This is a genomic window from Geobacter sp., assembly GCA_009684525.1.
GTDB lineage: Bacteria > Desulfobacterota > Desulfuromonadia > Geobacterales > DSM-12255 > Geoanaerobacter.
The window spans coordinates 40,464-59,622 of the sequence record WKKR01000008.1; the positions used below are offsets into that span (position 1 = coordinate 40,464).

The window sequence follows — 19,159 nt, forward strand, 5'->3', positions numbered from 1 at the left end:
GGCAACCATGTCCTACTGGCTGTTCAAGTCCGAACCGGGCTGCTTTTCGTTCGACGACCTGAAGAATCGCCCCGATATGACCGAGCATTGGGACGGGGTGCGCAACTACCAGGCGCGTAATTTCCTGCGCGACCGGGTGCAGCCGGGGGACCTGGTGCTGTTCTACCACAGCAATATCCCCGAGCCGGCCGTGGTGGGTCTGGCGGAGGTGGTGCGAGGAGGCTACCCCGATTTCACCGCCTTTGATCCGGCCAGCGAGCACTTCGACCCGAAGTCGTCCCCTGCCGCCCCGGTCTGGTTCATGGTCGACGTCCGGTACGTGGCGCCGCTGAAACAGCAGGTCACCCTGGAACGGATCAGGTCCAACCCGCTCCTGGCCGACATGCCGCTCGTCAGACGGAGCCGTCTCTCCATCCAGCTGGTGACGGAAGAGGAGTGGCGCATGATTCTCAGCATGGGCGGGATGGAAAGCTGACCGGCTGGCCAAGGTGACAAATGTCCGTAATGCAGCGGTTGCCGGGGGCTAACGCGCCGGAATCGCCCTGCCTGATCCCATTCTCCTGCAGTGCCCGTCAATTCCGCCGCTGTTTTTCATGGATTCACGCCGATTCTCTGGTATAGTTGCTGGTGTTTTCCGTTCATGAGCGCCGTGCGGCGCCTGATATAGAAAGAACCGGTCGAGGGTCGCGGCTCTCCCGGTACCACAGAGAGATTGAAGAGGGAGATTGAATGTCGAAGAAGATGCTGATCAATGTGATGCACCCGGAGGAGGCCCGGGTGGCAATCGTCCAGGACGGCCGGCTGGTCGAGCTGGATATCGAGATCGCCGGGAGCGAACAGACCCGGGGAAACGCCTACAAGGGAGTGGTGGTCCGGGTCGAGCCGTCGCTGCAGGCCGCTTTCGTGGATATCGGGATGAAGAAGCTCGGCTTTCTCCAGATGGGGGAGCTGCACCCCGACTACTGGCAGTGGCGCGACGACGTCCCCGAGGAGCACCGCAAGCGCAGGCCCCGCATCCAGGAGGTCCTGCGCCGTGGCCAGGAGCTCATCGTCCAGGTGGAAAAGGGTGAACGGGACATGAAGGGGGCGGCGCTTACCACCTACCTCTCCCTGCCGGGGCGCTACATGGTCCTGATGCCGGGGAGCGACTCCGCCGGCGTCTCCCGCAAGGTGGAGGCCGAGGGTGAGCGGAAGAAGCTGAAGGAGACCATCGCCAAGCTGGAGATCCCCGAGGGGATCGGCTACATCGTCCGGACCGAGGCGGTGGGAAAGACCAAGACCGAGCTGCAGAAGGATCTGCAGTACCTGCTCAAGCTCAACGCCAGCATCAAGGAGAAGGCGGCCGGGGTCAAGGCGCCTGCAGCCGTCTACCAGGAGACCGACCTGGTGACCCGGATGCTGCGCGATTACTTCACCGCCGAGATCGACGAGGTGCTGGTCGACAGCCAGGAGGTCTACAAGCAGATCAAGGCCTTCTTCAAGGAGACCATGCCCAAGTTCGAGAAGCTGGTCAAGCTCCACCTTGAGAAGCGGCCGATCTTTTCCCGCTACCAGCTTGAGGAGCAGATCGACCTGATCTACGAGAAGAAGGTGCCGCTCCCTTCGGGCGGCTCCCTGGTGATCGAACCGACCGAGGCCCTGGTTTCCATCGACGTCAACTCGGGCAAGACCACCGGCGAGAAGGGGGTGGAGGATACTGCCTACAAGACCAACCAGGAGGCGGCCGAGGAAGCTGCCCGCCAGCTCCGGCTGCGCGACCTGGGGGGGTTGATCGTCATCGATTTCATCGACATGCGCGACCGCAAGCACATGGCCGAGGTGGAAAAGACCCTGAAGAACGCCCTCAAGATGGACAAGGCGCGGGTCACCGTGGGGAAGATCTCCCAGTTCGGCATGCTGGAGATGTCGCGCCAGCGGATCAAGCAGACCCTGGACCAGGCGATCCACCTGGAGTGCCCCCACTGCGGCGGCCGCGGCAAGGTGAAGAACGTGGAGAGCATGGCCCTCTCCTTCCTGCGCAAGGTCCATGGCGCTGCTGCCAAGGGGACCGTTTCCGAGGTGCGCGGCGGGCTGCCGCTGGAGGTCGCCTACTATCTCCTCAACCGGAAGAAGCGGGAGCTGGGGCAGATCGAGGACGACTACGACATTGCCGTCACCATCAAGGGGAAGCCGTCGTTCCTGATGAACCAGCTTGAGATAGAACTGATCAAGCGGGAGCGGCCGGCGCACGACGAGCACCACCACGCCGAGGAGGCCGAGACCCTGCTTCCTCCGGGCGAGCAGCTCTCCGGACCTGCCGCAGCCGGAGAGATCGCCGGCGAGGAAGGGAAAGGGAAGAAGAAGCGGAAGCGGAGCCGGAAGAAGAAGGCACCCGAGGGGGGCGAGGCCGGCACCGATCTGCAGGCCGGGGAGACGGCCGCTGAGCCGTCAGCCGCTTTTGAAGGACCGGAAGAGGAGCATGAGGCCGGGGAAGAAACGGCCGATGCGGCGGAAGAGGCCGAGGGCGCCGAGGCTGAGGGTACCGAGGGTGTCGGCGAGGCGAAGAAGAAGCGCCGCCGGCGCCGGAGGAAGAAGAGCAAGCCCGGCCTGGCCCCGGAAGGTGCTGCTGGCGAGGAAGCAGGAGAAGGGGCTGTTGAGTCCGACGAAGATCAGCCGGCGGATGAGGCTGCCGAGACGGCAGGGGAAGCACCGGCAGAACTGGAGGCCCACGCCGAGGCGAAGAAGAAGCGCCGGCGTCGGCGGAAAAAGAGCACGAAACCTGCGGGCGAGGCAACGGACGCGGCTGAGCAGGCGGGCGAGGAGCTTCCTCCCCCTGCGCCGATCGAACCGTCACCTGTGGTCACTCAGGAAGCGGAGCCGGCAGCCGAACCGGCAAAGCCTGCCCGTCGTCGGGCACCGCGCCGGAAGGCCGAGCCGGCGGCAGCCGAGGTCGTCCCTGTCGCTGCACCGGCCGTAGAGGCTCAGCCGGCGCCGGAAACGGTTGCGGCAGCCGAGCCGAAAAAGGCTGCCAGGCCGCGCCGTGCGACGAAAAAGAAAGCGGGAGAGGGTACTGAGCCCGTGGCAGCCGCAGCCGCTGAAACGCCTGCTGCAGAGAAGCCGAAACCGGTCCGCAAGCCGCGGGCGCGCAAGAAAACCGCTGACGAGGGAGGGGAGTCATGAAACGGACCGTCCTGGCGTTGATGGCGATGCTGATCCTGGCCCAGACTGCGCTGCTGGCCGAAGCGGCAGACTCCGGCCCGATCAGGGAGCTGTCGGTCTATCCTTTTATCCAGTATTTCACCTGGGAGGAGTTCAACGGAACGACCGGCAGCCGACTGCTCAAGGAGAGCGGCCCGCAATACGGCGTCGGCGGCGACATCATGCTGCATCTGGCCGAGGGGAAGGCCGGAGCCATGACCTTCAGGGGGAAGGTGGAGCTTTTCGGTGGCGTGGTGGACTATGACGGCCAGTTGCAGGACGGGACCCCCCACAAGACCGATGTGACCTACTTCGGAACCCAGGAGCAGGCTACCCTCGGCTGGGCTATCCCCTACCGCGATCTCACGGTCGAGCCGTTCGGCGGCCTGGGTTACCGCTGGTGGCTGCGGGACCTGCAGGGGAGCGGCGGCTATACCGAATACTGGTCCTCCCTGTCTGCGCTGCTTGGGGTCAGGGGGAACTACAAGGTCGGCCCCGACACGAGCTTGTTCGCGATGGGTGGAGGGAAATACCCCTTTTACAACCGGAACGATGTTGAGAACTATCCCGGCGTCGGCAGGATCGAGCTGGAGCCGGGGAGCGACTGGTCGGCCATGGCCGAGGCGGGGATACGCCACGAGCATATGAAGGTGTCGTTCTACTACGAAAGTTACCTCTTTCCCCAGTCGCCGGAAGTGGCGCGTTACAACTATGCCAATGCCAGAACCGAGTACTTTGTCCAGCCCAGGTCAGAATCGGAGATCTTTGGCCTGAAATTCGGGTGGATGTTCAAGTAGGATGGGGTTTCTGTGACGACCGTTCTCGCCATAGCCGTCTGCGGCGCCATTGGCTGCCTGGCGCGGTACTGGCTCTCCGGCTGGGTCTATGAAGTTGCGGGCCGGGCCTTTCCCTGGGGGACCCTGGCGGTGAACGTGGTGGGGGCCTATCTCATCGGCCTCATCATGGAGTTTGCCCTCCGGAGCACCCTCATCTCCCCAACCCTGCGCGTTGGCCTCACCATCGGCCTTCTCGGGGGGCTCACCACGTTTTCGACCTTCAGTTACGAAACCTTCCGGCTGCTTGAAGACGGCGAATTCTTCACTGCGGCGGTCAACGTCACGGCCAGTGTTCTGCTCTGCCTGGCATTCACCTGGCTCGGGATCTACTCGGCCCGGCACCTGTAGGGGGTTTGCATGGAACATTTCCGCGGCGAAAAGGTGCTGATGCGGATCTTCATCGGCGAGAGCGATAAATTCGGCCGGCTGCCGCTCTATGAGGCCCTGGTGGAGCTGTTCCGCAAGGAAGGGTGTGCCGGCGCCACGGTCTTTCGGGGGGTGGCGGGTTTCGGTGCCCACAGCGTCTATCACAGCGACAAGCTGCTCCGGCTCTCCACCGACCTTCCCATCGTGGTGGAGGTGGTGGAGAGCCAGGAACGGATCGACGGCTTGATGCCGCGGCTGGACGAGATGATGAGCGGCGGGCTGATAACCATGGAGCGGGTGCAGGTGGTGCATTACAGCCACCGCCATGAACGGTGAGAAGCAAAACCCTTCGGATTCAGGCCCCTTTGATGAGCTGTTCCGCCCGTTCGGTTTCGCTGGGGGAGAGATCCCTGGGCATCTTCGATTCTCCCAGGGCCTTGTAGATCATGTAGCGGGCGCAGGCTTCAAACGAGTGCCTGCAGTAGCTGTTTTGCACCAGTGTTGCCGTTGACGGGCTGTTCTTCATGTTGTCGATGAAATACCTGCATTTTTCGTAATTCACGCATTCGGTCATGCAACTTCCTCTCTCTTTCTCAGTTCTCAGCCTTTTCTGACCAGCTCTGTCGCCTTGTCTGCCTGGTTGGGGAAGAGGTCTGCCGGGACCCTCTCACGGCCAAGGGCCCTGACGACCATCATCCTCGCGCATTTCGAGCTGTCATCCCTGCAGTAGATCGTCTTGAAGATCTCTACCGTCGAGGGCATGTCTGCCATTTTGTCGTTGAAGAAGATACAGGTCTGGGTCAGTTCGCATTCTGCCACGATGGGCCTCCTCATGTCGGGTTAGTCGATTTATTTTTATCGGCGATAACGTAGAAAACTTGAATATGTAAACAATTGGATTTGTCCCGCCCCGCCGGTTCTCGTTGCAGAGCAGGCCGGCTCTGGTATACTTCCTGACACGTAAGGAGCTGCGGTTTGATTGCCGCGGTACTACCGCGGGAGGGCTGCATGTCGTTCGTCGATGGACTCGATCCCCACTGGCTTGAGGAACAGTACAACCGCTGGCAACGGGAGCCGGACAGCGTAACGCCTGATTGGCAGGCCTTCTTTGCCGGATTCGCCCTGGGACAGGAAGGTGCAGGTCCGATTGCCGGTTCAGGACGGTGTCACGACTGCTCGCTCAAGCTTTCCGGCGTCAATTCGCTCATCTATCGTTACCGCGACATTGGCCACCTCCTTGCCTGTACCGATCCGCTCTCCCCCTGCCCACTCTCCCACCCCCTGCTCGACCTGGCCGAATTCGGCCTCTCGGCCGCGGACCTGGAAACGGTCTTCCCCACCCGCAGGTTTCTCAACGAATCCGCGACCCTGGCCGAGATCCTGGCGACTCTGCGCGATACCTATTGCCGCTCCGTCGGCGTCGAGTTCATGCAGATCACCGAGCCGGCCGAGCGCCAATGGCTGATCGACCGGATGGAGCCTGTCCGCAACTGCCCCTCGGTTGACCGCGCAGAGCGGATCGTCCTGTTGCGCCTCTTGACCGAGGCTGCCCTGTTCGAATCCTTCCTGCATCGGCGGTTTCCCGGCCAGAAGCGCTTTTCCCTGGAAGGGGGGGAGTCGCTCATCGTCCTGCTCGACCGGCTCGCCCATCACGCTGCCAGCGGCGGCATGACCGACCTGGTCCTGGGGATGGCGCACCGCGGAAGGCTCAATGTCCTGGCCAACATCATGGGGAAACCGCTGGCCAACATCTTTGCCGAATTTGCCGACAATCTGGAGCATGGTTTCGTGGGAGAAGGGGATGTGAAGTACCACAAGGGGTTCTCAGCCGAGCGGGAATATCCGGACGGCCGCCTTCACCTGACCCTTGCCTTCAACCCCAGCCATCTGGAGGCGGTCGACCCGGTGGTGGAAGGAAAGGCGCGCGCCCGCCAGGATCAGATGGGCCCGGACGGCGCAAAACGACTGCTGCCGGTACTGGTGCACGGCGATGCGGCCTTTGCCGGCCAGGGGATGGTGGCGGAGACCCTCAACCTCTCACAGCTGGAGGGGTACCGGACCGGCGGCACCATCCACGTGGTCCTCAACAACCAGATCGGCTTCACCACCCTGCCGGCCGATGCCCGCTCCACCCGCTATGCCACCGACGTGGCCAGGATGCTGATGGTCCCCATCTTCCACGTCCACGGCGACGACCCTGAGGCGGTGGCGTTCGTGGCGCAGCTGGCCCTGGACTACCGCAACGCCTTTGGCCGCGACGTTGTGGTGGAGGTGATCTGCTATCGCCGTCATGGCCACAACGAGGGGGACGAGCCCTATTTCACCCAGCCCCTCATGTACGAGCAGATCAAGGCGCGGCCGCCGGTGCACAAACTCTATGCCGACGAGCTGGCTGCCGGCGGCGAACCGGAGGAGACGGCCGCGGCCCTGGTGCAGGAGGTTACCGCCCGCCTGGAGCAGGCCATGGCCCAGACCCCGGACCCCACCGTGGATCTCGGTTTTGCCAGCGACTGGCAGGGAATCCAACGCGGCTTTGAGCCGGTTGCCGTACTTACGGCCGTGAAGCAGGAGCGGCTTCAGGCGCTGGCCGAGCAGCTTGCCGTGCTGCCGCCGGGCTTCACGCCCCATCCCAAGGTGGCGGCCCTGTTGCAGCGCCGGCTGGATGCGGTCCGGGCTGGGAGCGGCATCGACTGGGGCAACGCCGAGGCGCTCGCCTGTGCCACGCTGCTGGCGGACGGCATCCCGGTCCGGCTGTCCGGGCAGGATTCCCGGCGGGGCACCTTCAACCACCGTCATGCCGTGCTGCACGACATGGCATCCGATGCGACCCACACCCCCCTTGCCGGTGTTGTGGATTCCGGCGCGGCCTTTCACGTCTACGACAGCATGCTCTCGGAAAGCGCCGTGCTCGGCTTCGAATACGGCTATGCCGTGGCGTCCCCTTGTTCCCTGGTCATCTGGGAGGCCCAGTTCGGCGACTTCGCCAACGGCGCCCAGGTGATCATCGACCAGTTCATCGCTGCCGGCGAGACCAAGTGGGACCGCTCCAGCGGCCTGACCCTCTTTCTTCCCCACGGCTACGAGGGGCAGGGTGCCGAGCATTCCAGCGCCCGCATCGAGCGGTTCCTCCAGCTCTGCGCCGAGGAAAACCTGCTGGTGGCCTATCCGTCGACCCCGGCGCAGCTCTTTCACCTCTTGCGCCGCCAGGTGCTGCAGGCGTTCCGCAAGCCCCTGGTGGTCTTCACCCCCAAGAGCCTGTTCCGCCATCCCGACTGTATCTCGATGCTGGAGGAGCTTGCCTCGGGCGGTTTCCGCGAGGTGATTCCCGATCCGGTTCCGGCCGGGGAGGTGAGCCGGGTCCTGGTCTGCTCCGGCAAGGTCTTTTACGATCTGCAGGAATACCGCCGCGAAGAAGGGCGGGGGGATGTGGCGATCATCCGCGTCGAGCAGCTCTATCCGCTGCGCCGCGACCTGCTGCAGGAGGCGATGGCGCCGCTTTCTCATGTCACGGATTGGCGCTGGGTCCAGGAGGAGCCGGCCAACATGGGGGCCTGGCTCTTCGTCGGACAGCAGCTGGCAGAGGTTGCCGGCAAAGAGTTCCGCTTCGTGGGGAGAAAGCCTGCCGCTGCGCCGGCTGTCGGCTCCCACCGTCTCCATGCCGAGGAGCAGAAAGGGCTCATTGCCGCGGCATTCTCCTGAAAGAGGTCGATCATGGAAATCAGAATCCCCGAAGTTGGCGAATCGGTGCGCGAGGCGCTGGTGGCCAGATGGCTCAAGGATAACGGCGCCGCGGTCCGGAAAGACGAGCCGCTGTGCGAGCTTGAGACCGACAAGATCACCCTGGAGCTGAACGCCGAGGTCGACGGCATCCTTGCCATTGTTGTCCCTGCCGGCCAGACGGTGAAGATCGGCACGGTCATCGGCACGGTCGCCGAACAACCGGTGACGGCGCCGGCGAAAGCGGCTCCGGCCGAACCTCCTCCCGGTGGCAAGCCCCCCCTCTCCCCGGCGGTGCGCAAGCTGGCTGCCGAGCGGGGGGTGGCTGCCGATGCCATCGATGGCACCGGTCGCGGCGGCAGGGTGACGGTGGAGGATCTGCTGCAGGTCGGGTCCGGTGGCAAGGCGCGGGCAACAGAGGAAAAGGGGGCGCCGCCGGCCGTGCATTCCGAGGAGCAGGCAGCCTACGGCGGAGGAGCCGCGGTTTCCCTCCGGCCGGCCGGCGACGAGCAGCGGACCGCCCGCGTGCCCATGTCCCCCATCCGGAAACGGATCGCCGAGCGGCTGCTGGAGGCGCGCAACCGGACCGCCATGCTGACCACCTTCAACGAGGCGGACATGGGGCGGATCAACGAGCTGCGCGCCCGCCACAACGAACAGTTCCAGAAGCGGCACGGCATCAAGCTCGGCTTCATGTCGTTCTTTGTGAAGGCGTGCTGCGAAGCGCTCAAGGAGTATCCGGCGGTGAACGCCAGGATCGACGGCACCGACTTCGTCTATCACCACTACTGCGACATCGGCATCGCCATCGGCGGCGAAAAGGGGCTGGTGGTGCCGGTGCTGCGGGATGCCGACCGGCTCCACTTCCACGAGATCGAGCAGGGAATCGCCGAATTCGTGGCCAAGGTACGGGAAAACCGCCTGGCCATCGCCGACCTGGAGGGGGGGACCTTCAGCATCAGTAACGGCGGCGTCTATGGCTCGCTCCTCTCCACCCCCATCCTTAACCCGCCCCAGAGCGGTGTGCTCGGGATGCATGCCGTGCAGGAGAGGCCGGTGGCGCGGGACGGCCAGGTGGTTATCCGCCCGATGATGTACCTGGCCCTCTCCTACGACCACCGGATCATCGACGGCCGCGAGGCGGTCGGGTTTCTCAAGCGGGTCAAGGAATATGTAGAAGAGCCGGAAGAGTTGCTCCTGGAGGGTTGACGGCTTCGCCAAAGGTCCATCTGCGTTGTTGCCCTTCGTCGCGCAACGCTCAACGTACCTCCGGTACGCCTCGCGCCCCGCTTCTCGGTCGCCTAGCAGCTGGAGCCTTTTGCTGTGCCGTTGATGTTTCCTCAAGAAACTTGAACTCATGAACAAAGGGAGGTTATTTCCATATGTCTGACCAGATATTCGATCTCATCGTCATCGGCGCCGGGCCGGGGGGGTACGTGGCGGCGATCCGCGCCGCCCAGCTCGGCATGGCCGTGGCGGTGGTGGAGGAGCGTCCGGCCCTGGGGGGGGTCTGTCTCAACGAGGGGTGCATCCCGAGCAAGGCGCTTCTGGACTCGTCCGAGTATTTCGCCCTGGCCCGCGACAAGTTCGCCGGCCACGGCATCGAGATCGAGCCCCCCCGGCTCAACCTTGGCAGGATGATGCAGCGCAAGGACGACGTGGTGAAGAAGCTGACCGACGGCGTGGCCTATCTGTTCAAGAAGAACCGGATCGCCCTGGTGCAGGGAAAGGGCCGTCTGGCGGGCCGTGACGGCGATATCCACCGGGTCGCGGTCGCAGGCGGGGCGGGCGAAGAGCTCCTCTCCGGCCGCAGGGTGCTGCTGGCGACCGGGAGCAGGGCCGCGGAGCTTCCCGGCATCCCCTTTGACGGAGAAACCGTGGTGACTGCCCGCGAGGCGCTTGCGTTTGCCGCGGTTCCGAAACACCTGTTGGTGGTGGGGGCCGGCTACATCGGCCTGGAGCTCGGCTCGGTCTGGCGAAGGCTCGGCGCACAGGTAACCGTGGTGGAACTCCTGCCCAAGATGCTCCCCACCATGGACGGCCAGGCAGCCGACACCCTGATGCGGTCGCTGAAGAAGCAGGGGATCGCCTTCCGGATGGAGGCCAGGGTGACCGGCATCGAGAAGCGGGACAGCCAGGCAGTGGCTCTCCTCGAAGGGAGTGACGGCACTGGGGAACTGGCCTGCGACAAGGTGCTGGTGGCGGTGGGCCGCCGGCCGCTCACCGATGGCCTGGGGCTTGACGAGGCCGGGGTTGCGCTCGACCCCCAGGGGCGGGTGACGGTTGACGACAACTACCTGACCACGGCAGCGGGGATCTACGCCATCGGCGACCTGATCGCCGGGCCGATGCTCGCCCACAAGGCGATGGAGGAAGGGGTGGTCTGCGTGGAGCGGATGCATGGCGAGGCGTCGCAGGTGGATTATGCCTACCTCCCCGGCATCTGCTATACCTGGCCCGAGGTCGCGTCGGTAGGGAAGACGGAAGAGCAGCTGAAGGGGGAGGGAATTCCCTATGCAGCGGGGAAGTTCAGCTTCATGGCCAATGGCCGGGCCAAATGCATGGATGAGACCGACGGTTTCGTCAAGATCCTGGCCCATGCCGAGACCGGCCGGGTGCTCGGGGTGCATATCGTCGGCCCGCGGGCCTCGGATCAGATCGCCGAGGCGGTCACCGCCATGACCTACGGTGCCACGGCCCAGGATATCGCCATGACCTTCCACGCCCACCCGACCCTGTCGGAGGCGATGAAGGAGGCGGCGCTGGATGTGGAAAAACGCGCCATCCATTCTTGAACGGCTTCGCCAGAGGTCCATCTGCGTTGTTTGCTTTCGCCTGGCAGCTGGAGCCTTTTGCTGTGCCGTTATGAATGAAAAACGTTGTCATGCTTGTCTTTCTTAGTGACCTTAGTGTCTTAGTGGTGGAATAAGGGGGTAGAATATGGCAAAGAACCTTGCAACCAAGATACTGGAAGCGCATCTGGTGGAGGGCGAACTGATCCCCGGCCGGGAGATCGCCCTCAGGATCGATCACACCCTGCTGCAGGACGCCACCGGCACCATGGCCATGCTGGAGTTCATCGCCATGGGCGTGCCGCGGGTGAAGGTGGAGCTGGCTGCCCAGTACATCGACCATAACCTGCTGCAGACCGACAGCAAGAACGCCGACGACCATGTCTTCCTGATGACCGCGGCGGAGAAGTTCGGCATCCATGTCAGCAAGCCGGGCAATGGCGTCTCCCACCAGGTCCACCTGGAGCGGTTCGGCGTGCCGGGTAAGACCATGCTCGGCGCCGACTCCCACACCACCTCGGCAGCCGGGCTCGCCATGATCGCCATGGGCGCCGGCGGCCTGGACGTGGCCCTGGCCATGGCCGGCCACCCGTTCCATCTCCCCTGTCCGAAGATCTGGGGGGTGAAGCTGACCGGCCAGCTCTCCCCCTGGGTCTCGGCCAAGGACGTGATCCTGGAGATGCTCCGCCGCCATTCGGTGAAAGGGGGGGTGGGGAAGATCATCGAATACTACGGCCCCGGCATTGCCACCCTCTCTGCCACGGACCGGGCCATCATCGGCAACATGGGCGCGGAACTGGGTGCCACCACCTCGGTCTTCCCGTCGGATGCACGGACCAGGGAGTTCCTGGAGGCCCAGGGGCGCGGTGCCTCATGGGTCGAGCTTGCCGCCGACCCCGGCTGCAGCTACGACGAGTACGACGAGATCGACCTCGCCACGGTGGAGCCGCTCATCGCCTGCCCGTCGTCGCCGGACAACGTGGTGCGGGTGGCTGATCTCGAAGGGCTGAAGGTGGACCAGGTGCTGGTGGGGAGCTCGGCCAATTCCGCCTTCCGCGACCTGATGACCGTCTGTCGCATCCTGGACGGCCGGCGCATCGCGCCCCACCTCTCCTTCAACGTCAACCCCGGCAGCCGCCAGGTGCTGGAGAACGTGGCAGACAAGGGGGGGATCATGATGCTGCTCCTGGCCGGGGCGCAGATCCACCAGCCCGGCTGTCTCGGTTGCATCGGCATGGGGCAGGCGCCGGGGACCGACCAGGTGAGCCTTCGCACCTTCCCGCGCAACTTTCCCGGCCGTAGCGGCACCAAGAACGACCGGGTCTATCTCTGCTCCCCCGAGACCGCGGCCGCGGCCGGCCTGTTCGGTGTGGTCACCGATCCGCGCAAGCTGGAGGAGCTGATGCCGTGGCCTAACGTACAGAACCCTGAGAAATACGTGCTGGACGATTCCAGCATCATCTATCCCCTGGCCGACACCAGCGGGGTGGAGATCGTCACCGGCCCCAACATCGTGCCGTTCCCGGATTTCGAGGAGCTGCCCGACGATCTGGACATGGAGGTGATCATCAAGGTGGGGGACAATATCTCCACCGACACCATCATGCCGGCCGGGAACAAGGTGCTCCCCTTCCGCAGCAACGTACCGGCCATCAGCCAGTTCGTCTTCGAGATCCTCGATGCCGACTTCCACAAGCGGGCCAGGGAGAAGGGGAACGGCGCCGTGGTCGGCGGCGAGAACTACGGCCAGGGGTCGAGCCGGGAGCATGCCGCCCTGGCGCCCCGCTACCTGGGGATCCGGGCCAAGCTGGCCAAGGGATTCGCCCGCATCCACAAGGCGAACTTGGTGAACTTCGGCATCCTGCCGCTCGTTTTCCGCGACCCGGCCGACTACGATGCCCTGGCCCAGGGGGATAGACTGCAGCTCAAGGGGGTGCGGGGCCTGGTCGCCTCCGGCGCCACCGAGATTCCGGTGGAGGCGAACGGCCGGACCATCGTCACGCTCCTGGAGGTCTCCGAGCGGCAGCGCCAGGAGCTTCTGGCCGGCGGGACCCTGAACTACGTGAAGAAGGGGGGGTAGCCATGGAAACGAAACTTCGGGCGGTCCTGCCCGACAACGAACTGCTCAGGCTCCATGAACAGATGCTCCTTTCCCGCGAGTTCGAGGAGTCGTGCGCCGAGCAGTACACCAAGGGGCATATCACCGGCTTCCTCCACCTCTACAGCGGCCAGGAGGCGGTGGCGGTGGGAGCCACGGCCGGGCTCCACCTGGACGACTACATCCTCTCCGCCTACCGGGAGCATGCCCAGGCCATCGTCCGCGGTGCCGAACCGCGGCGGGTGATGGCAGAGCTGTTCGGCAAGGCGACCGGCGTCTGCAAGGGGAAGGGGGGCTCCATGCACCTCTTCGATCCATCCCTCAACTTCATGGGGGGATACGCCATTGTCGGCGGCCAGTTCCCGGTGGCGGTCGGCCTCGCTTTCAGCGCTAAGTACCGGGGCGAGGACCGGATCGCCGCCTGCTTCTTCGGCGATGGCGCGGTCAACCAGGGGACCTTCCACGAATCCCTCAACTGGGCGCGGCTCTGGGAGCTGCCGGTTCTGTTCATCTGCGAGAACAACTTCTACGGCATCGGCACCGAGGTGCACCGCTCCTCTGCCCTCTCCTCCATCCACCGCCGCACCTGCGGCTATGACATCCCCTCGGAAAAGGTGGACGGCATGGACGTGATCGCGGTCTACAAGGCAGTGAAGTACGCGGCGGAAAAGGTGCGGGAGACCGGCCGCCCCCATTTCATCGAGGCGGTCACCTACCGCTTCCGCGGCCACTCCATGGCCGATCCGGCCAAGTACCGCTCCGCGGCCGAGCATGAGATGTGGAAAGCGCGCGACCCGATCCCCGCCTTTGCCAAGCGGCTCCTGGAAGAAGGGATCGCCACGCAGGCGCAGCTCGACGCCATTCTGGCAAAGGCTCAGGCCACTGTCGCCGATGCGGTCCGGTTCGCCGAGGAGTCCCCCTGGCCGGACGCATCGGCAGTATGGGAAGATATTTACGTCTGAATGGATGACCATCTACCACGGAGACACGGAGACTCGGAGAAAGTCATGGATCGAAACAAGGCCCAAAATCGGGATGTAACTTCAAAGGATGGAGAAGCCACTGAGGTTTTCTCGGTGACTCCGTGTCTCTGTGGTGGATTCGGTTGGAGGTTTATGCAATGTCAGAGATGACCTATCGCGATGCACTGAACCTGGCGATGAAGGAGGAGATGCGGCGCGACCCTTCCGTGGTGGTCTGGGGGGAGGACGTGGCGCTTTACGAGGGCTCGTTCAAGGTGACCCGCGGGCTTCTGGCCGAGTTCGGCGAGCAGCGGGTCCTTGATACCCCTATCTCCGAGAACACCATTGTCGGCGTGGCCGTCGGGGCGGCCATGGGGGGCCTGCGGCCGGTGGCCGAGCTGATGACGGTCAACTTCGCGCTGCTGGCCATGGACCAGATCATCAACCACATGGCCAAGATCCGCTTCATGTTCGGTGGCCAGACCTTTTTGCCCATGGTGGTGCGGATGCCGGGTGGAGGGGGGAGCCAGCTGGGAGCCCAGCATTCCCAGAGCCTTGAGAGCTATTTCATGCACTGCCCCGGCCTTCGCATCGCTTATCCCACTACCCCGGCCGATGCCAAGGGGCTCCTGAAGAGCGCCATCCGCGACAACAACCCGGTGATCTTCCTGGAGCACGAACTGCTCTACAACAGCAAGGGGGAGGTGCCGGAGGACCCGGAATACCTGGTGCCGTTCGGCAAGGCGAGCGTCATGCGGGAGGGAACGGACGTGACCATCGTCGCCTACGCCCGGATGTCCTTGCTGGCGCTGCAGGCGGCCGATGTCCTGGAGAAGGAGGGGGTTTCCTGCGAGGTGATCGACCTGCGGACCCTGAACCCGCTGGACACGGAGACCTTTCTCGCCTCGGCGAGGCGGACCGGCCGGGCCGTGGTGGTGGAGGAGTGCTGGCGGACCGCGGGGCTTGGCGGCGATATTGCCCACCGGATCCACGAGGCCTGCTTCGATACGCTGCTGGCACCGGTAGGCCGGGTCGCCGGCCTGGACGTGCCGATGCCCTATTCACGGGAGATCGAGAAGCTCTGCATCCCACGGGTGGAGACCATCACCCAGGCGGTAAAGGGGGTCATGCAATGGCAGCCGACATAATCATGCCCAAGCTCTCCGACACCATGACCGAAGGGAAACTGGGGGCGTGGAAGAAGAGCATTGGCGATCAGGTGCAGCGGGGGGACGTCATCGCCGAGGTGGAGACCGACAAGGCGGTGATGGAGCTGGAGGCGTTCACCAGCGGGACTCTCCTGGAGCAGCGGGTGAAGCCGGGCGAACTGGTGGCGGTCGGCACGGTGATCGGCATCGTCGGCGCACCGGGCGAGTCTGCGGTGCCGGGCACGGCCATCCCTGAAGCGCCTGCGGTTGCGGCGCCGCAGGCGGAGCCGGTTTCGGCACCAACGCCGGCTCCGGTGCCGGACGAGGCAGTCCCTCAGCCACCCCGGCATGCTCCGGCAGAGGCGGAGGACCTGCAGCAAAAGGCTGCACCGGTGGTCAGAAGGCATGCCCGCGAGCTGGGGATCGACCTTGACCAGGTAACGGGGAGCGGCCCCGGCGGGAGGGTCCTGTTGGAGGACCTGCAGCGGTTCAGCGGGGTCATGCTTTCGGCGGAGCCCTCCGTGGCAGAGCCGTCGGCCACTTTGGCCGGTGAGCAGGCCTCACCGGAGGTCCCACAGGCCGAGGGAGGGGTGGTGCCCCTGTCGCGGATGCGGGCGGCCATCGCCAGGACCGTTACCGAGGCATGGCGCACCATCCCCCACTTCTTCGTCACCGTGGAGATCCAGATGGACGAGGTCGAGGAGGTGCGCCGCGAACTGAAGGAGAGCGGTTCACCGCTGTCGATCAACGACATGATCGTGAAGGGGACGGCCCTGGCCCTGGCCCGGTTTCCCATGCTCAATGCCTCGTTCGTCAACGACCGGATCGTCAGCCATGACGAGATCAATATCGGCATGGCCGTCAGCCTGCCGGACGGGCTGCTGGTGCCGGTAATTCGGGGGTGCCAGGCGTTGACGCTGCAGGAGATTGCCGTGCAGAGCCGGCGCCTGGTGGAGCGCGCCCGCAGCGGCCGGCTGAGCGAGGCGGAGATGAGCGGGGGGACCTTTACCATCTCCAACATGGGGATGTTCGACGTCACCGAATTCGCCGCAGTGATCCATCCCCCCCAAGCGGGAATCCTGGCCGTGGGGAGCGTCTATGACGGCATTGTGGTGAAAGACGGCCAGCCGGTGGTGGCCAGGCTGGCACGGATGACCCTTTCCGCCGATCACCGCCTGGTGGACGGTGCCTATGCGGCCCGGTTCCTCAAAGAGTTGAAACGCATACTGAAAAAGCCGGTTCTGATGCTGGTATGATGATGAACAGATGCCCCATATCCAAAGGAGGGCCACATGGCCAACGAGCAGCAGAAGTTATCCGTTGAACAGCTCCGCTGGGAGTGTGATGAGACGCAGTTCGCATTCGAGTCCACGGCCGACCTGCCGGAACTCGAAGGGACGATTGGTCAGGAGCGGGCGCTCAAGTCTCTCGATTTCGGCCTAGGGATCACCGACTGCGGCTTCAACCTTTACCTGGCGGGCGAGCCCGGCACCGGACGTTCCTCGACCATCAAGAACCTGCTGAAAAAGATGGCCAAGGACCAGCCGACCCCGCCGGACTGGTGCTATGTCTACAACTTCAAGGACCCGGATCTCCCCATCTCCCTTGCCATCGGTGCCGGCAAGGGGGCGGAGCTGGAAAAGGACATGAAGGAGCTCCTAGAGGGGGTGAAGGCGGACATCCCCAAGGCCTTGGACAGCAAGGATTACGAGACCCACAAGGCTGCCATCATCGAGGAGTACCAGGAGAAGAACGGCGAGCTGTTCAGCGCCCTAGAAAAGGATGCCGAGGCCAGGGAGTTTTCGCTGCAGCGGACCGTCTCCGGCCTGGTGATGGTCCCCCAGAAGGAGGGGCGCAACTTCACCCAGGAGGAGTTCGAGGCGCTCTCCGACGGGGATCGGGAGAAGCTTGAGCAGACCGGCAAGGAGCTGACCGACACGCTGAACGACGTGCTCCGCCAGGTGCGGGACAACGAGAAGAGCACCAAGGAGACCCTGTCGCAGCTCGACCGGGAACTGGGGCTGTCGGCGGTGGGGCGGCACATCGAACCGCTGAAGGAGAAATACAGCGAGTTCACCAAGGTGGTGACCTACCTGGATTCGGTGCAGGAGGATATCCTGCTCAACCTGGAGGATTTCAAGCCGCAGCAGCCGCAGCAGCAGATCCCCGGCATCCGGCTCCCGCGCCAGGAGCCATCCTTCGAGCGCTACGCGGTCAACGTCTTCGTGGACAACCGCGATACCAAAGGCGCCCCGGTGGTCTTCGAGACCAACCCCACCTACAACAACCTGTTCGGCCGGATCGAGCATGTCATGCAGATGGGTGGCGTGGCCACCACCAACTTCACCCTGGTCAAGCCGGGGGCGCTGCACCGGGCCAACGGCGGCTACCTGATCGTGGATGCCCGCGAGGTGCTGATCAATCCCTTTGCCTGGGACGCCCTGAAGCGCTGCATCCGGAGCGGCGAGATCAAGATCGAGGATGTGCTGGAGCAGTACCGCTTCATGACCGTTGCCTCGCTGAAGCCGGAACCGATCCCCCTGGCTGCCAAGCTGGTCATGATCGGCTCCCCCTGGATCTACTACCTCCTCTACTACCTGGAGCCGGACTACCGGAAGTTCTTTAAGGTGAAGGCCGATTTCGACAGCCGGGTCACCCGCAATCCCGAGATCGTCAGGGATTATGCCCTGTTCGTCGCTACCCACTGCAAGAACGAGAAGCTCCTCCCCTTTGACCGGAGCGGCGTGGCCGGCCTGCTGGAATACTCGGCGCGCAGCGTGGAGGACCAGCAGAAGCTCTCCTCCCAGTTCATGGAGATCGCCGACCTGATCCGCGAGGCGAGCTACTGGGCCGGCAAGGAGGGGAGCCCGGTGGTGACGCGCGATATCGTCAAGAAGACCATCGCCGAAAAGATCTACCGGAGCAACCGGGTGGAAGAGCGGCTGCAGGAGCTGTTCGAGGACGGCACCATCCTCTGCGACGTGGATGGCGGGGAGGTGGGGCAGATCAACGGTCTCTCGGTCCTGACCATGGCCGACTACATGTTCGGCCGGCCGTCCCGCGTCACGGCTCGGGTCTTCATGGGTCGCGGCGGCATGGTCAACATCGAACGGGAGGTGAAGCTCTCCGGCCCGATCCACGACAAGGGGGTGCTGATCCTCACCGGCTACCTGGGGGGGAAATTCGCCCACGACAAGCCGCTCTCCTTCTCGGCCTCCATCTGCTTCGAGCAGAATTACGAAGGGGTGGAGGGGGACAGCGCCTCGTCCACCGAGCTCTATGCCCTCCTCTCAGTCCTTTCCGGGCTGCCGATCCGGCAGGGGATCGCGGTGACCGGCAGCGTCAACCAGTTGGGCAAGGTGCAGCCGATCGGCGGGGTCAACTATAAGATCGAGGGGTTCTACGCCGTCTGCAAGGCCAAGGGGCTCACCGGCGAACAGGGGGTCATGATCCCGTCGAGCAACGTGCGGCACCTGATGCTGAACGACGAGGTGGTGGAGGCGGTCAGGGAGGGGCGGTTCCATATCTGGAGCGTGGAGACCATCGACCAGGGGATCGAGATCCTGACCGGCGTGCCGGCCGGCGACATGCAGGAAGACGGCAGCTATCCCGAGGGGAGTGTCAACTTCCTGGTTGACCGGCGTCTGCGGCAGATCCTGGAGCAGATGAAGAAATTCGGCGCCAGCGGCGAGCGTGAAAAGGACGACAAGAAATGAGGTGCAGGACCCGGCAGGCAGGGCCGCTGATGCTGGCGGCCCTCTCCCTGCTGGCCGCCTGCACGGCGCAGGCCCCGCAAGAGACTGCCGTGCGGGCGACGCCGGAAGGGGAGCGCCTCTTTCTCCGCTTCTGCAGCGGCTGTCATCCCGATGGCGGCAACAGCAGGTATCCCCAGAAAACCCTGAGCCGGATGGTGCTGAAGGCAAACGGGATCGTCACCGTGGCCGATGTTGTCGCACTTTTGCGCAACCCCGGCGAGGGGATGCCCCGTTTCGACCGCCAGACGGTTTCCGATGCCGAGGCGCGTGCCATTGCCGGGTACGTCCTTGCCACCTTCCCCTGATAT

The 19,159-nt window shown here is 64.4% G+C and carries 16 protein-coding genes; 14 read left to right on the top strand and 2 right to left on the bottom strand.

The genetic code is table 11. The features are described 5' to 3' along the window. Positions 1-7 precede the first annotated feature (7 nt). The 5 genes from GJT30_18325 (at position 8) to GJT30_18345 (ending at position 4,715) form a co-directional block, all read left to right on the top strand. A complete protein-coding gene (locus GJT30_18325; protein ID MSM41576.1) occupies positions 8-475 on the top strand; it encodes an EVE domain-containing protein in 468 nt (155 codons plus the stop codon). Positions 476-729: 254 nt separating this feature from the next. Continuing rightward, on the top strand, positions 730-3,159 hold the full coding sequence (locus GJT30_18330) for an Rne/Rng family ribonuclease (protein ID MSM41577.1): 2,430 nt from the start codon (positions 730-732) through the stop codon (positions 3,157-3,159). Continuing rightward, the gene (locus tag GJT30_18335) at positions 3,156-3,974 is read left to right on the top strand and encodes a hypothetical protein (protein ID MSM41578.1); all 819 of its coding nucleotides are present in this window, start codon (positions 3,156-3,158) and stop codon (positions 3,972-3,974) included. The genes GJT30_18330 and GJT30_18335 overlap by 4 nt, the downstream gene beginning before the upstream one ends. A 12-nt stretch (positions 3,975-3,986) precedes the next feature. Further along, positions 3,987-4,361: a fluoride efflux transporter CrcB gene (gene crcB, locus GJT30_18340; GenBank protein MSM41579.1), complete on the top strand. Its 375-nt coding sequence runs from the start codon at positions 3,987-3,989 to the stop codon at positions 4,359-4,361. Between the two features lie 9 nt (positions 4,362-4,370). Next, positions 4,371-4,715, top strand: coding sequence for a DUF190 domain-containing protein (locus GJT30_18345; GenBank protein ID MSM41580.1), 345 nt, complete (start codon positions 4,371-4,373; stop codon positions 4,713-4,715). 19 nt (positions 4,716-4,734) lie between these two features. Here GJT30_18345 and GJT30_18350 read toward each other — a convergent pair whose 3' ends face one another. After that, positions 4,735-4,953 (bottom strand): hypothetical protein, encoded by a 219-nt coding sequence (locus tag GJT30_18350; GenBank protein ID MSM41581.1) that lies wholly within the window; start codon positions 4,951-4,953, stop codon positions 4,735-4,737. Positions 4,954-4,979: 26 nt separating this feature from the next. After that, the gene (locus tag GJT30_18355) at positions 4,980-5,198 is read right to left on the bottom strand and encodes a hypothetical protein (GenBank protein MSM41582.1); all 219 of its coding nucleotides are present in this window, start codon (positions 5,196-5,198) and stop codon (positions 4,980-4,982) included. Between the two features lie 189 nt (positions 5,199-5,387). On the opposite strand from GJT30_18355, the gene GJT30_18360 reads away from it, so the two are divergent. From GJT30_18360 to GJT30_18400, 9 genes are all read left to right on the top strand, one after another. Further along, entirely contained in the window at positions 5,388-8,078 is a 2,691-nt protein-coding gene (locus GJT30_18360; protein MSM41583.1) for a 2-oxoglutarate dehydrogenase E1 component, read from the top strand. A 12-nt stretch (positions 8,079-8,090) separates the two neighbouring features. Further along, positions 8,091-9,305, top strand: coding sequence for a 2-oxoglutarate dehydrogenase complex dihydrolipoyllysine-residue succinyltransferase (odhB, locus tag GJT30_18365; GenBank protein ID MSM41584.1), 1,215 nt, complete (start codon positions 8,091-8,093; stop codon positions 9,303-9,305). A 173-nt stretch (positions 9,306-9,478) separates the two neighbouring features. Continuing rightward, positions 9,479-10,891, top strand: coding sequence for a dihydrolipoyl dehydrogenase (lpdA, locus tag GJT30_18370; GenBank protein ID MSM41585.1), 1,413 nt, complete (start codon positions 9,479-9,481; stop codon positions 10,889-10,891). Positions 10,892-11,036: 145 nt separating this feature from the next. Further along, positions 11,037-12,968 (top strand): aconitate hydratase, encoded by a 1,932-nt coding sequence (locus GJT30_18375; protein MSM41586.1) that lies wholly within the window; start codon positions 11,037-11,039, stop codon positions 12,966-12,968. Between the two features lie 2 nt (positions 12,969-12,970). Then, entirely contained in the window at positions 12,971-13,948 is a 978-nt protein-coding gene (pdhA, locus tag GJT30_18380) for a pyruvate dehydrogenase (acetyl-transferring) E1 component subunit alpha (GenBank protein ID MSM41587.1), read from the top strand. Positions 13,949-14,106: 158 nt separating this feature from the next. Beyond that, positions 14,107-15,096, top strand: a complete 990-nt coding sequence (locus tag GJT30_18385; GenBank protein MSM41588.1) for an alpha-ketoacid dehydrogenase subunit beta — start codon at positions 14,107-14,109, stop codon at positions 15,094-15,096. After that, a complete protein-coding gene (locus GJT30_18390; protein ID MSM41589.1) occupies positions 15,081-16,352 on the top strand; it encodes a 2-oxo acid dehydrogenase subunit E2 in 1,272 nt (423 codons plus the stop codon). The genes GJT30_18385 and GJT30_18390 overlap by 16 nt, the downstream gene beginning before the upstream one ends. 36 nt (positions 16,353-16,388) lie before the next feature. Beyond that, positions 16,389-18,812 carry an AAA family ATPase gene (locus GJT30_18395; protein ID MSM41590.1) on the top strand — a complete coding sequence of 808 codons (2,424 nt, stop codon included), beginning with the start codon at positions 16,389-16,391 and terminating at the stop codon, positions 18,810-18,812. Next, entirely contained in the window at positions 18,809-19,156 is a 348-nt protein-coding gene (locus tag GJT30_18400) for a c-type cytochrome (GenBank protein MSM41591.1), read from the top strand. Before GJT30_18395 ends, GJT30_18400 begins: the two co-directional genes overlap by 4 nt. Positions 19,157-19,159 lie beyond the last annotated feature (3 nt).